General features: G+C 43.1%; 15 protein-coding genes. 9 read left to right on the top strand and 6 right to left on the bottom strand.

Going from position 1 to position 12287, the window contains the following annotated elements:
- Positions 1-127: 127 nt before the first annotated feature.
- The gene (locus PNC201_RS04635; RefSeq protein ID WP_102056320.1) at positions 128-757 is read left to right on the top strand and encodes an SDR family oxidoreductase; all 630 of its coding nucleotides are present in this window, start codon (positions 128-130) and stop codon (positions 755-757) included.
- Positions 758-1155: 398 nt separating this feature from the next.
- Positions 1156-1326 (top strand): hypothetical protein, encoded by a 171-nt coding sequence (locus tag PNC201_RS23380; RefSeq protein WP_010607252.1) that lies wholly within the window; start codon positions 1156-1158, stop codon positions 1324-1326.
- Positions 1327-1387: 61 nt separating this feature from the next.
- On the opposite strand, the gene PNC201_RS04630 is transcribed toward PNC201_RS23380, so the two are convergent.
- Both PNC201_RS04630 and PNC201_RS04625 read right to left on the bottom strand, forming a co-directional pair.
- Positions 1388-2374 (bottom strand): tetratricopeptide repeat protein, encoded by a 987-nt coding sequence (locus tag PNC201_RS04630; RefSeq protein ID WP_102056319.1) that lies wholly within the window; start codon positions 2372-2374, stop codon positions 1388-1390.
- Positions 2374-3120: a hypothetical protein gene (locus PNC201_RS04625; protein WP_102056318.1), complete on the bottom strand. Its 747-nt coding sequence runs from the start codon at positions 3118-3120 to the stop codon at positions 2374-2376. Before PNC201_RS04625 ends, PNC201_RS04630 begins: the two co-directional genes overlap by 1 nt.
- A 159-nt stretch (positions 3121-3279) precedes the next feature.
- Between PNC201_RS04625 and PNC201_RS04620 the strand changes: the two genes are divergently transcribed.
- Together PNC201_RS04620 and PNC201_RS04615 are read left to right on the top strand one after the other, a co-directional pair.
- Complete coding sequence (locus PNC201_RS04620; protein ID WP_102056317.1) at positions 3280-4407, top strand: sensor histidine kinase; 1128 nt, start codon at positions 3280-3282, stop codon at positions 4405-4407.
- Positions 4408-4418: 11 nt separating this feature from the next.
- Positions 4419-5060 (top strand): response regulator, encoded by a 642-nt coding sequence (locus tag PNC201_RS04615; RefSeq protein WP_010607256.1) that lies wholly within the window; start codon positions 4419-4421, stop codon positions 5058-5060.
- 55 nt (positions 5061-5115) lie between these two features.
- On the opposite strand, the gene PNC201_RS04610 is transcribed toward PNC201_RS04615, so the two are convergent.
- Both PNC201_RS04610 and PNC201_RS04605 read right to left on the bottom strand, forming a co-directional pair.
- Complete coding sequence (locus tag PNC201_RS04610; protein WP_102056316.1) at positions 5116-5364, bottom strand: DUF3297 family protein; 249 nt, start codon at positions 5362-5364, stop codon at positions 5116-5118.
- Between the two features lie 132 nt (positions 5365-5496).
- Positions 5497-5820 (bottom strand): DUF7709 family protein, encoded by a 324-nt coding sequence (locus PNC201_RS04605; RefSeq protein WP_010607258.1) that lies wholly within the window; start codon positions 5818-5820, stop codon positions 5497-5499.
- A 95-nt stretch (positions 5821-5915) separates the two neighbouring features.
- Here PNC201_RS04605 and PNC201_RS04600 point away from each other — a divergent pair, with 95 nt between their 5' ends.
- Positions 5916-6101: a hypothetical protein gene (locus PNC201_RS04600; RefSeq protein ID WP_010607259.1), complete on the top strand. Its 186-nt coding sequence runs from the start codon at positions 5916-5918 to the stop codon at positions 6099-6101.
- Positions 6102-6140: 39 nt separating this feature from the next.
- Here PNC201_RS04600 and PNC201_RS04595 read toward each other — a convergent pair whose 3' ends face one another.
- Entirely contained in the window at positions 6141-6554 is a 414-nt protein-coding gene (locus PNC201_RS04595; RefSeq protein ID WP_029215910.1) for a GNAT family N-acetyltransferase, read from the bottom strand.
- Between the two features lie 99 nt (positions 6555-6653).
- Here PNC201_RS04595 and PNC201_RS04590 point away from each other — a divergent pair, with 99 nt between their 5' ends.
- On the top strand, positions 6654-7493 hold the full coding sequence (locus tag PNC201_RS04590) for an SPFH domain-containing protein (RefSeq protein WP_416348746.1): 840 nt from the start codon (positions 6654-6656) through the stop codon (positions 7491-7493).
- A 71-nt stretch (positions 7494-7564) separates the two neighbouring features.
- Here PNC201_RS04590 and PNC201_RS04585 read toward each other — a convergent pair whose 3' ends face one another.
- The gene (locus tag PNC201_RS04585) at positions 7565-8677 is read right to left on the bottom strand and encodes a TRAP transporter substrate-binding protein (protein WP_102057845.1); all 1113 of its coding nucleotides are present in this window, start codon (positions 8675-8677) and stop codon (positions 7565-7567) included.
- A gap of 168 nt (positions 8678-8845) precedes the next feature.
- Here PNC201_RS04585 and PNC201_RS04580 point away from each other — a divergent pair, with 168 nt between their 5' ends.
- From PNC201_RS04580 to PNC201_RS04570, 3 genes are all read left to right on the top strand, one after another.
- Positions 8846-9754 (top strand): hypothetical protein, encoded by a 909-nt coding sequence (locus tag PNC201_RS04580; protein WP_227387335.1) that lies wholly within the window; start codon positions 8846-8848, stop codon positions 9752-9754.
- 155 nt (positions 9755-9909) lie between these two features.
- The gene (locus PNC201_RS04575) at positions 9910-10542 is read left to right on the top strand and encodes a hypothetical protein (RefSeq protein WP_102056314.1); all 633 of its coding nucleotides are present in this window, start codon (positions 9910-9912) and stop codon (positions 10540-10542) included.
- Positions 10543-10786: 244 nt separating this feature from the next.
- Positions 10787-12283 carry a cytochrome-c peroxidase gene (locus tag PNC201_RS04570; RefSeq protein WP_102056313.1) on the top strand — a complete coding sequence of 499 codons (1497 nt, stop codon included), beginning with the start codon at positions 10787-10789 and terminating at the stop codon, positions 12281-12283.
- The last annotated feature ends 4 nt before the right edge of the window (positions 12284-12287 follow it).

Below are 12287 nucleotides of genomic sequence, written 5' to 3'. Positions count from 1 at the left end.
TTTAGATTATCCCAGCAATTACTCGCCTATTAATAAGCTATTTGTAACCTATTTCCACCACAGGGGTTTAAATCTGCGACATGATCCCAAGGTCTTAGTTAAGCAAACACTTTAAAGGAGTTTATCTATGAAGACCTTAATCATTGGTGCCAGTGGTCAAATTGGAAAAATGACGACAAAGAAAATGCTGGAACAAGGCCATGACGTCGTGGCGTTAGTGCGCAATAAAAGCAAGCTAGCTGATATTCAGTCTGAGCAACTTACTATCATTGAGCAAGACCTTGAAGGCGATTTTAGCTCAGCCTTTGACAACGTCGAGCAGGTAATATTTAGCGCAGGCTCTGGTGGAGAGACTGGTGCGGATAAAACCCTACTTATTGATTTGTGGGCCGCCATTAAAGCCATTGACTATGCAGTGAAAGCAAACGTTAAGCATTTTATAATGGTCAGCTCTATTGGCGCCGACGATCCTGATAACATTGAAAGTGAAATCAAACCATACTTGGTAGCCAAACACATGGCCGACCAACATCTACAAAAAAGTATTGTAAACTACACCATCGTCCGACCAGGTGCGTTACAAAATGAGCCTGCAACCGGAGGATTCTCCACTTCACGCCCAGCAAATAGAGAAGACGCCGTAATAAGTCGAGAGAATGTCGCAGACGCGCTAGTTTACCTTGCCACTCAACATCCTCAGAATCTAACGTTCGAGCTATTTGACGGCAAGCAGTCAGTCGAACAAACGCTGTGCTAATAGGGCAGCTATGTCTCGGGGTTTAAAGCCTCGGGGCAAACTTAGGTGCTTTAATTTGGCTAAGTGTTGAGAGTATTTATCGCTCTGCCGACATAAAAAGCTTGCTTTAAAAAATGCAATTCTATATTATCCCTCCCTTGCTTTAACTTCCTCTCAAAATAAAGCAAACCTCAAGTAATGCCTCCTTGCCTTGATCCAGTAAGTCCGCATAAAAAATACAAGTAGAGCTTAATATAGTCAGGCGAAAATCAAGCCAATCAAGAAAATTGGTATAAGCTGTCATACCCATATCGGGTCGTTGCGAGGACAGTGTCTTCTGTTCGCTAAACTGTAATGAAGCTCATCTACTATCAAAAGCATCAGCTAATTTGCTGTGCATTATAAAAGTGAGTTTTATTATGTCATATACATATAACGGAACAGAGATCCGTGTTGAGCAACCAATTAGCTCAATTTCGGTGAACAAATCTAAAGTGATCTTTGCTGACGGTACAGGCCGTAAAATCACACAATTCGCCAATGGCGGCGAAGCACGTCAATTTCTGAGCTGGTTAACTTCAGCTCAGTAATCGCTAAAACGTCGAGCTTGCTCGACGTTTGCCATCCTAATAAAACAAATGAACTAAATACTCAGATTCGCAGCTGTCTAATCGCTTTGATTAGGTCTTTGTCGCTGATTCGCGTTGACTTTAATTTGCCGATTAACTTTTTAGCACCTAGGGTATTTCCTTGGAGCATATAGAGCTGGCTTAAACGTAACCGTGCCCAGTTTTTATCTGGACCATCTGTACTGATCTCAAGTGTTAAATACGTTTGTAATGCTGCGATCCCCTCGTCTACATTAACCTCTGAAAACACCGCCGTCCGACCAATTTGGTAAAGCCCCGCAGCGTAATGCTTTGCTTCCTTAATTACTATTAAAGTTCTAAAAAACGCAAATGCACCATCGTAATGTTTGATACTCTGTAGCGCTATTCCAGCTTTAAACAACACTGTTTCATCAATAGTTTTGCGTTCGAGCAAGGTGTTAGTATATGTTATCAACGCTTCATCATTGCCAGTCTGCAAATAAAAGTCGATCCATAGTTTCATTGCAGCATGGGAAGATAAGGCTTCTATCGCCCTTATCTGTCGCACCGCCTTGGCCTCAGAGCCACCTGCAATGCTTGGTGCTGAAAGGTAGAAATAGAACAACCCTTGCAGCGCTTTGATATGCGTTGCGTCTTTGTCTATTGCCGCTAAAAACGCATCTTCTGTGTTGCTGGCATAACTCAGTTTTGAAAATATAGAAGCATGCTTTATCTGCTCTGCATTTACCTTGGCGTACCAATAATACTCATCCGCACTGTTAGGCTCGAGACGCAGTGCTTTTTCAAGGTACTCTTCTGCTTCATCAAATTGATTCGACGCCAACTTAACTCTGCCAAGATAATAGAACGACTCATTTGGATGCGTTTCTTGCAGCGCCAGAAAAGCTTGCTCAGCATCCACTATCGCCTGTTGCTCAAATAGTATTTTGGCATGCTCCAATGCATCGGTAATATTCGGCATCGCAAACACTTTTGGAGTTACCACTAGTATCATCATTAAACAAAGTACTTTATTCATCTGAAACATTATTTGCTCCCCCTTGCTTGACAGTGATTAAGCTGTTTTTTGTAAAACAGGATGCCCAAGGTGCCAACCACAGCGGGTAACAACCATGGCACTAGCTGCCAAGCCCCAGGCATTAGCTGCGCTAACCAATGACGTCCACCCACCGCAAAAAATGCCGTATATACTGCAATCCCAGCGCCTAAAATGGTACTCATATGCTCCAGCACCCACTCTCGTGGTTTGAGTGTTGGTTTAAATATGTAGAACAACATAGTAGCGACGGTAGAGAACACAATAAGTGAAAATATTAGATAGAGCGTACTGCCAAATGTAAGCGCTGTGTACAACACTCGTCCACCCGTTGCCGCTAAGAGCCCAATCAGCAATAAATGAGACCCGCTTCTTAATCGCTCTCGGTGCTGTTTAGCCGCTAAAACCAAGCTCGAATGACGAATATTTGCCAACACCAATACTGACAGCATCAGTAAAAATTCACTTAATTGACGTTGCTTCAATACCAGCTGTTGCCCTAGCGCCTGATCAATGTGTTGAGAGGGGTAACGGATCGCCAATGGGTCGTAGATCACAATTAGGCACATGACAATGCCACTGACAGAAACTAGCCACATACACCAAGTAAATATTTTTCCCCATAGTCTATGCTGTGGGCTGCCTTTTACGGTCACGACTGGAACCCAAAATACAATTAGCGCAATAGCACCAATAATTATGTGCAAATACAAAGCAAACTGATGAACAATAAGCATAACAATTTCTCTTTTACGATTTTGGTCTTTAGCTTAACGTCACTACATTTGGAGTGCCTGTCCCAGACGTCATGATGTAAAACCATGACTTTTGGCCTATAGGCACAACCTTGTTACTTTGTCATACTTAGTGAAGAAAACGGCACGAGGACATAAGCGTTGGCATTCAGCACATTAATCGCAAATCGAGATATGAGAGACCTACTGGCGCTGATGACTTGGGTTGCCCTTTTCGCTATTTCAGTTTATATAACGAATCAACAGCCTGAAGCGCCCGAAATATCTCTCTTTAGCAGCTTCTTCTGTTTTTATGCGCTTGGCTATCTCATTGGCACATGTGAGCAATGTAAACACAAATTACGATGGCTTGCGCTAGTCCTTATGCTATTTTCAGCTTTTGCCTGTGGCTGGATCTTGCAATTTGGATACCTATCCATTCTTACCATTATCTGGGTTGCCGTTGTCGCTTATTTGCTCCCCATTCGCGTATCAGCTTGCTCCACTCTCATCATCGTATTGGCCTGGTTTACAATGCAGAGTGTAAAGCAACAGCATCTACTTTGGATTGAGGGATTACTATATGGCTTGTTTCACTTATTCGCCTTGCTATTAGCCACCACCCATCAACGAGAACAGCAAGCTAGGGTTGAGCTACAAAATCAACATGCTCAGTTGCAATCCACACAACACTTGCTTTCTGAGCTGTCGAAGCACTCTGAGCGCACCCGCATCGCGCGGGACTTACACGATCTGTTAGGTCATCACCTCACGGCACTCAGTATTAAGTTGCAAATAGCGCAAAGAATGACTGCCGACGCACCAGCCCAGCAGCAAATCCTAGAATGTCAAAGCGTAGCTAAGTTACTACTCAATGATGTACGAGATGCCGTGGATATGCTCAGACAGCACAGAGATATTGATTTTCATCAATCGCTTACCTTACTACTCCAACATACTCCTGAGCTAAAAGTGCATGCAACCATTCCACAACATATTGCTGTTGACGATAGCCATATAGCACAAGTGCTGCTGCGCTGTGTTCAAGAAGCAATAACCAACAGCCTAAGACACAGTCATGCGAAGCAATTTTGGATTGTAATGACGGAAGATGAAGAAAAGCTTTTCGTCAATATGCATGATGATGGCTATATCACTGAACAATGGCAAAAAGGGAATGGTTTAACGGGGATGTCTGAACGCGTATCTGAGTGTGGTGGCCACTTGCATCTCTATGAGCACAATCGTGCCCTACACTATAAAATTGAACTCCCGTTAACTCCACAGTAAGGACGATATTGATGAAAGTAGTCGTGGTTGACGACCAGAAACTCGTAAGAGAAGGCATTGTCACTTTATTACAATTTAACGAAGAAGTTGAAGTGATTGCCCAGTACGACAATGGTCAGACGTTACTTGATGGGCTATCAGAGGTTTCACCTGATATTATTCTACTGGATCTATCGATGCCAATTATGAACGGTATCGCTACTTTGAAGCAGCTAAATAGTCGCGGTATAACGATCCCAGTATTAGTGCTAACAACCTTTGATGACCCCAAACTCGTTCTGGACAGCTTAAGTAATGGAGCCAAAGGCTTTGTACTTAAAGATATCGCTCTGGATTCGTTGGTGAATGCAATGAAAACCATCCTCAATGGTGAAACCTACTTTCAGCCGGCAATTACAGAAACCCTATTAAAGTATGCACCAAAACTCGACAATGATTTTTCTGAGTTCAAAGCCACAGAGACGCTTAGCGTACGAGAAATAGAGGTATTGAGACTGGTTGCAAATGGTTATTCCAACAAGGAAATAGCCGAAGCCTTACACAAGTCAGAAGGCACAATCAAAAATCACGTCTCCAATTTACTTTCTAAACTGGGTGTGAGGGATAGAACCCGTGCGGTGCTATTAGCAATCGAGATGGGAATATTACAGTAGCTTAAACAAAGCGCACCAATTTACCCCTGAGCAGATTGGTGCATCGTCACAGCGCTTAGCAATAGTAAGCTTCAACCGTTCCTTTTGATTTAATTAGCAAAGGCTGACCTCGGCGATCTAGCGCTTTTGGCGCAGCGACTTTGATCCAGCCTTCACTAATGCAATACTCTTCAACATCGGTACGTTCTTTTCCATTAAAACGAATGCCAATGTGGTGCTCTAGTATTTCTTTAGCATAATGTGGGCTGCGAGGATTGATAGAAAGTCTATCTGGTAGTGCTGGTTTTTCGATTGAATCTGTCATCGTTTTTCTTCAATTATTTAAGCATGCTGTATTGTAGGTAATCCCACGCGTGCGCTCAATAGCTGAGCGTCTTATAATCGCAATTGAATTAAAAACTGTATCGATTTAAGAGCACTATGAGGCCTCTGAAGTTTAGCTAACGTTATTACTTAGAAATGCCTTGGCACATTCACCCACGTATCGACGGCCAGGATTATCTCCACTCAACCATTCTTCCACAGTAAACAGCTCAAATAGACCGATTTTACACAGCGTTGGGATTGCAAGCTTTAGCTCGTCCTCTACTTGTCCTCGCTCACCAGCATTGTAAAGGTCAATGTTATGCAACATAGTTGCTACTGTACCCGTTTGCACTCTACTACCATCTTTTAATTGTACCGATGGTAAGCACTCACCTTCTCTTACTACCTTTTGATTTACCGCAGCCAACTGCTCAGTGTTTTCTACATTTTTCATCAATATATGCTTCCTATAAATAAAATACCCATCCCCCTTGCACTCTCCACTTTTCTCGATAAGATAAACAATGAAGTTAACACAAGGAAACAAGTATGAAACTTAAATTAAACAAAAAGGCGATTAAGTCCCTTTCAAAAGATTTACAAGACTTACCAATGGCGCAAACCCCAAATATTGCAGGTGCTGGCAATCCACCTTTATACCCAGAAAGCAAGTTCGATCAAGGCTGTCCTTGGTTTACACACTTTCAGGTTCGAACTTGTCCAAATCCGTATTAATGCGCCATTGTGGGTAAGTACTCTTACCCACTAAACTTGTTATAACACCTTTACCATAAAATACTTACAGCCATCTTTAGGGTAATGTTCTTGGATCCATTGGGTCTCATAGCCATGCTTTTCATAAAATGGCATTGCCTGAAAATTTAAGGTATCGAGTAAGCATTTCACGCACCCTCTTTGTTTGGCTGCCGCTTCTAGGCTTTCTAGTATCTGTGAGCCGATATTTTGACCCCTTAGTGTCTCAGAAACCCACAAAGTATCAAGCAACAACCAGTTGCCAAAAGTACGCGCGGCTGCACCTGCAACAACCTCTCCAGACTCACCCTTTACTTCAACCGCCAATGGAAGACGCTCTGTGACCTCCCAATTAGCCCAGTTAAACTCGCTAATTTTACTACTTAAAAAATCGACAAATTGTTGCTCAGGATTTTCTACCACGGATATTTTCACTACTGCGCTCCGGTTGATATCGTTGAACTAAGGTAATTGTTGTTCGCTTTAGTATTGTCACCTATCATAGCGAACAAAGTACCTATAAAGGAATCATCTATGATGAAATCAAAATCTAGCATTGGAAGCTCAATTATATCTATTATCGTGATTGGCATTGTGTTACTTTTTTCCATCACATCTTGCACTAACCCCAGCACACCCGCAGGACATGAAGGCTATGTTTTTGAGCAACCTAGATTTTTTGGTTCTGGTGGTTACCAAGGTAGCTTAATCGGTCCGAGCAACTATGGTTTTTCCCCGCTTAGAAATCAAGTCGTCAATATCGATATGCGTCCAAACACGTATACTGAGCGCTTTGAGATCTTAGCCAAGGATGACTTGAATATCAGTTTTGATTTTCATGCAGTCATTGCAATTAAGCCAGACACAGTAAAAGATGTCGTCGAAAATTATGGTGCAGAGAACTGGTATCAGCGTTTTGTTCGCGAAACTTTCAGAACCTATGTTCGCGACGAAGTCCAACAATACGACAGCGGCGCATTAAAAAGCAAACGCGAACAAATTGCTGAAATCGTCACAAAACGTTTAAAAGGCTACCTACAGTTAGCGCCATTTGATATCAAGCAAGTGGTGATCGGTAACATTAATTATCCAGATATCGTAGCCAATGCTGTAGAAAAGAAACTCGCTGCGCAACAGCTGCTAGCAGAAAAAGAAACTCAAAAGGCCATTGCTAAAAAAGATGCTGAAATTCGGATTGAAGAAGCAAAAGGTATCGCTGAAGCGCAAAAGATCATCAACGCCACACTTACTGCAAACTACTTACAACATGAAGCGATAAATGCGCAGCTAAAAATGGCAGAATCTCCTAACCATACAACGGTTTATATTCCGGTTGGCACCAACGGCATTCCACTGGTTAAAGAGAGTCGATAACAGAGTACCAATAATTCGTTTGAGTTGGGAGTAACAATAGCGAGAAGGCCAGTTGTTGCTCTCAACCAGGGCTATTGAGTAAACTCTTTTTCTGTCGCATTTACCAGCTGTTGAAATGCGCGAGTACTGCCAAGTAGCTCTCGCTTTACCTTGTTCCACTGTGCATTGTGATGACCAAACTTTAATTGCCATTCGCGCTTTTCGTCCACACTTAAAGGGTGCAGCTTTGCGCCCAAGGCCATGAGCTCGCGCTCACAGCGTTTTTGCAGTTGCTCAATCTGCGCAATATGAGTATGAAATGTTTGCTTACTCGCGTCCTCGATTTCCCCTTTTAAGCGCAGTGGCAAACTATCTAACCAATGCTGATTTGCGACGGTCACCCAAGCATCGGGGACACTTTCGAGTAAAGCTACCTGCCCTATCTCGTTTTTAAGCAGATCAGGACCTGCGAACAAACCAATAACGCTAGGGTCAATAACCTCTATATGTTTTGTTCTTGCCATTTTGGCCACTTGCGCCCAAGGCACATCAATAACATTTGCCGACGTCATACTGTAAAAATGACTCAAAACCATAGAAGCAGGTACTCTTAGCACCACTCCTTTGAGTTTTTCAGGCAAGTTAATTAAGCGGTTGAACTGTTTTGTGCTTGTTAATGTGCGACCCCCAACGAGATGATGCATTAAGATATTCAGTTTTCCTTGTTCACTAATAGGCTTAATAACAAGTGACTGCCATTGTGGCGAACAAATTAGATTGAGAAACGCGCGATTTGAGCTCGCCCAAAATGGGATATTAAGGATATCTAGCACAGGTAACGCCCGAGACAGATTTGACACAGAGATAAGTGCGGCCTCCACATGTCCACGAGTCACTGCCGCCATTAACTCGCGGCCACTTCCAAGCGCGCCACTATGGTGAACATCAACATAGATTTTACCGCGAGTCATAGACTCAACATTCTTCTTAAACACTTGATGCATGTGCGGGATAAAGTCACTTTGATCCGCAGGGTATGGGGAAGCTAATCTTAAAATATGGAGGGCAGCACTGCGCTTAGCCATTTCTTGTTCTCGTTCATCTTCTGAGAGTAAATTTAGTGCAAGTACTTGGCTAACCGGAAATGAAGCACTCAAACATGCCGCTAGTGAAGCTTCAAGAAATTGACGTCTACTCTTGGACATGGCAGTACAACCTAAATTCCATACCTCAATTAAAGATAGCTGTTTGCTTTGCTGTTTCAACCTATAGTTACATAGCTTTAGCCGCACCTATCACAAAATTCATGCTCCTCTTACAATTGCTAACAGCGCCAGTCTATCTTCTAATTTATGGAAAATGGAGCCTTATCTATGCGTATGCCTCTTTGCTTTTTTGCTGTTCATTGTGCTCTGAGCTTCAGTGTGCTGGGATGTGAATTAGCTGTTGTAGCAAAAACGATTGCCGTCATCCCTTCTGTTTCAAAACCTGATTGCTATTTTTCACAGGATAAAAATGCAAACCTGCGCCCAGTGCGACAATATGTAGAACCTCTAACGCCAAACTATCCAGATGCTGCAATACCTCTCAATTTCGATAAGGTTCAGTCAGCCTGTAAACTGAAGAGTGACACCATCCATTGCCAGTTTGCTGACCGACAAGGCGCTTTGCCTTTAGCTAGTCAATACCAACGAGGTCGGTTAAGCTATGATCAGTGGCGCGTAGACAACCACTATTTTATTGGATGGACCTCGCACGACCCAGAAAGACCTGCCGGATTTATGGTATTATCCACCACCAAACCCGCTTATTGGTTACCAGTGGAAGATGCTTGTAAAGCAAGGCTCAGCACACGAGTCGTGACGCTTAATAGCAAAGAGAATCTCTGTCTGAATCATCAGGGTATTTGGCAGCGCAGTAACACACAGTCACTACCTGCGCCTTGTGAAAACCCATACTCTGTTGCTACCGATAAAAATGGGGTGTGGGCTTTGCAGCTAAACAATGAAAATCAAAGTTGGAATATTTGCCACTTTGATCACGCATTACAACTCGTGAAAGCATATCAATATCAACTTGATATACCGCAATCGCTAGCGCCATACAAGCTTGTACCTACGTCTTTTTCTCAGGTTACCGCCTTATTCGGCGAATATGACAATGCGCCAGCATACGCATTTGATATTAGCGCTGTTGAGCCGATGATTCTATCAGCCTTCCCAAGCTCAATACGTCGCATACAAATCCCACTTACACGAGCTAAATATCGGTTAAGCGAATGACTCAATAAAATACGTGGTGGGACTTCTTTAGCTTTAAATAGGAAATATGAATAAGATCTAAAAAAACAAATAATATTCATTTTATTTACATATGTAAATAAATATGAAATGATGCCAAACTTCTTTGTTCATATTTTAATTAAAGGACTTATACTATGAAAAATAAACATATCTTGCCGGTCGCGGCTTTATTACTCTCACCGTTAGTACAAGCAAATAACTCGGGTTACTATATTACTGATGTCGATGTATATAAGTATGGTGAACGTGCAACTATGGTTCCTGAGCAAAATCCAATCCCAATGTTAATTCCTGATCACGTCTTAGTTGGCATTGGTGCTCGAGCCGGAAAAACAACGGTAACTACCATCACCTTGTGGTATCGTCAAATATTAGGCAATGGTGAATTTGGTCAGATTTACAGCAAAAACTACGGCAGCAAACCAAGTCACGAACTTGAATGTCAGTACGTAAATACATCCGACAATATCGCAATTACAGGTATGGAGTGGCGCATCAATGGTTCAGATGATATTGCAGCGCTGCGGGTGAGTTACCGAAAATTTGATAGTCAAGGAAATCTAGGCTCTGAGATATTCTACGGAACGGGAGTTAAATCAACGAACCAATCAAAAACCTGCTATGACCCAGGAAGTGGCGGTATTGAAGTTTCATATTTCCCACCAGCATCAGGTAATAACTCTGTTGTTACAGGTGTTGGCCTTGTTAATCACAATGAAAACATGGATTCAATGTGGCTATATCGCGGAAACTATGTAAACAGATAATACAGTGTAATTCTTTGCTAATTGCATAAGATCTTCACGCCACGAACAAAGTTAATCATCATAAAGCGTTCGTGGCTTATGCTAACACAATGTTTTAGCTAAAATAAAAACTAAAATACAAATCACTTCTAAATATTTTACGTTCGATAACCCTTCATCCAAAACAAAAATTTCCATTTTCACATTCTCTGCACTTTTGCCTGCCAATTTTAAAACTCGAATCACAATAAGGTTTGGAATAACGATGAACAACGCGAACTTTCTACGTGCAATGGCACTTGTTACCGCTGTGGCAAGTTTACCAATAGCAGCACAACATAAGCCTCTACCACCTCCGCCTCCAGGCCAGCCACAACCAAACTCGGCACTGGATGATGAACTCTCACAAATTATGCGTGCTCGCGGTATTACTGGCAGAGTAGCAGGTGCACAACAACTGCCGAGGATCTCAGATCCCATTGCTCAGCTCGGCATGCAGTTATTCTTTAGCAAGGCCCTTGGGGGAGAAAAATCAGTCGCCTGTGCAAGCTGTCACGATCCAAGGCTCGGTGGTGCCGATGGCCTTTCGTTGCCAATAGGTACAAACGCAGTAGAAAGTGATGTGGTAGGCCCAGGTCGTCAAGCAATCAACGATGACATCAATATTCCACGTAACTCTCCCACCATTTTTAATACCGGATTTGCCAACAACGCTTTATTTTGGGACGGCCGTGTTCAACGTGTGACTATCACTGACGACCAAGGCAATGAAAGCAGTTTTATCAGTACGCCTGATTCAGGTTTTAACCAACCAGATGTAAACGCGGCAGATTCACTAGTTGCAACCCTGTCTCGCTTTCCTGTCACCTCTCGTGAAGAAATGCGTGGAGAGGCTTTCGAAAGTGCCGAAACCAATGAACAAGTCCGCTCACACTTAGCCCAGCGTATTGGCGATTACGGTGAAGAGGCAGGAGGTTTGGCCACCAATGATTGGCTTCAAGCCTTTAGAAAAGCATTCAACTCGCAAGCTGACGCGCAAACCTTAATTACCTTTGATAGTATCGCTTTTGCACTCGGCCAGTATCAAGCGTCATTTGTGATGGTGGATACCAATTGGCATCGCTATGCCCGAGGTGACCGTGGCGCACTCAGCGACAAACAAAAGCGTGGTGCTAAACTCTTTTTTACTCCTATAGCTGAAGGCGGTGCAGGATGTGTTGGGTGCCACAGCGGTGAACGTTTCACTAACGATGGTTTCTTTAACCTCGCCTTTCCACAGTATGGTATTGGTACACAAGATAATCAGGCCGATATCGGACGCGCTGCAATTGACCCCTCGCCTCGCAACCAATTTGCGTTTAGAGTCCCTAGCTTAATAAATGTTGCCCTGACTGCGCCATATGGTCACGCAGGAGCCTACGAGTCGTTAGAACAAGTGGTCAATCATTACTCAAATCCTGAGCAAACCGTCGAGCAATTTTTTCAACGTGGTGGTGCTTGTGGATTAAAGCAGTTTTCCTTAACCGCTCAGTGTGACACACTAAACCTACAAGCGAGAGAAAATAGTGAAGCGGCGTTAACGTTACTGCGCCAATCACCCTTTGTTGCCGCCAATTTAGCGCCACAACAAAAGCAGGATCTCGTTGCGTTTTTACATGCCTTGACAGACAAGTGTGCAAAAGACCAACGGTGCGTAAGAAAATGGATGCCAAACCGTCGCACACCAGACCCTGATAATTTACGCTTGCGTGCACAACGTTAACCGG

This window comes from Pseudoalteromonas sp. NC201 (genome assembly GCF_002850255.1).
Lineage (GTDB): Bacteria > Pseudomonadota > Gammaproteobacteria > Enterobacterales > Alteromonadaceae > Pseudoalteromonas.
Note: the sequence above shows the minus strand (reverse complement) of the source record. Positions and strands in the feature narration are given on the sequence as shown.

Bases quoted from the DNA above. Each gene is read 5' to 3' on its own strand.
- PNC201_RS04635 (WP_102056320.1), top strand. From the start codon at position 128: ATGAAGACCTTAATCATTGGTGCCAGTGGTCAAATTGGAAAAATGACG.
- PNC201_RS23380 (WP_010607252.1), top strand. From the start codon at position 1,156: ATGTCATATACATATAACGGAACAGAGATCCGTGTTGAGCAACCAATT.
- PNC201_RS04630 (WP_102056319.1), bottom strand. From the start codon at position 2,374: ATGTTTCAGATGAATAAAGTACTTTGTTTAATGATGATACTAGTGGTA.
- PNC201_RS04625 (WP_102056318.1), bottom strand. From the start codon at position 3,120: ATGCTTATTGTTCATCAGTTTGCTTTGTATTTGCACATAATTATTGGT.
- PNC201_RS04615 (WP_010607256.1), top strand. From the start codon at position 4,419: ATGAAAGTAGTCGTGGTTGACGACCAGAAACTCGTAAGAGAAGGCATT.
- PNC201_RS04610 (WP_102056316.1), bottom strand. From the start codon at position 5,364: ATGACAGATTCAATCGAAAAACCAGCACTACCAGATAGACTTTCTATC.
- PNC201_RS04605 (WP_010607258.1), bottom strand. From the start codon at position 5,820: ATGAAAAATGTAGAAAACACTGAGCAGTTGGCTGCGGTAAATCAAAAG.
- PNC201_RS04600 (WP_010607259.1), top strand. From the start codon at position 5,916: ATGAAACTTAAATTAAACAAAAAGGCGATTAAGTCCCTTTCAAAAGAT.
- PNC201_RS04590 (WP_416348746.1), top strand. From the start codon at position 6,654: ATGATGAAATCAAAATCTAGCATTGGAAGCTCAATTATATCTATTATC.
- PNC201_RS04585 (WP_102057845.1), bottom strand. From the start codon at position 8,677: ATGTCCAAGAGTAGACGTCAATTTCTTGAAGCTTCACTAGCGGCATGT.
- PNC201_RS04580 (WP_227387335.1), top strand. From the start codon at position 8,846: ATGCGTATGCCTCTTTGCTTTTTTGCTGTTCATTGTGCTCTGAGCTTC.
- PNC201_RS04575 (WP_102056314.1), top strand. From the start codon at position 9,910: ATGAAAAATAAACATATCTTGCCGGTCGCGGCTTTATTACTCTCACCG.
- PNC201_RS04570 (WP_102056313.1), top strand. From the start codon at position 10,787: ATGAACAACGCGAACTTTCTACGTGCAATGGCACTTGTTACCGCTGTG.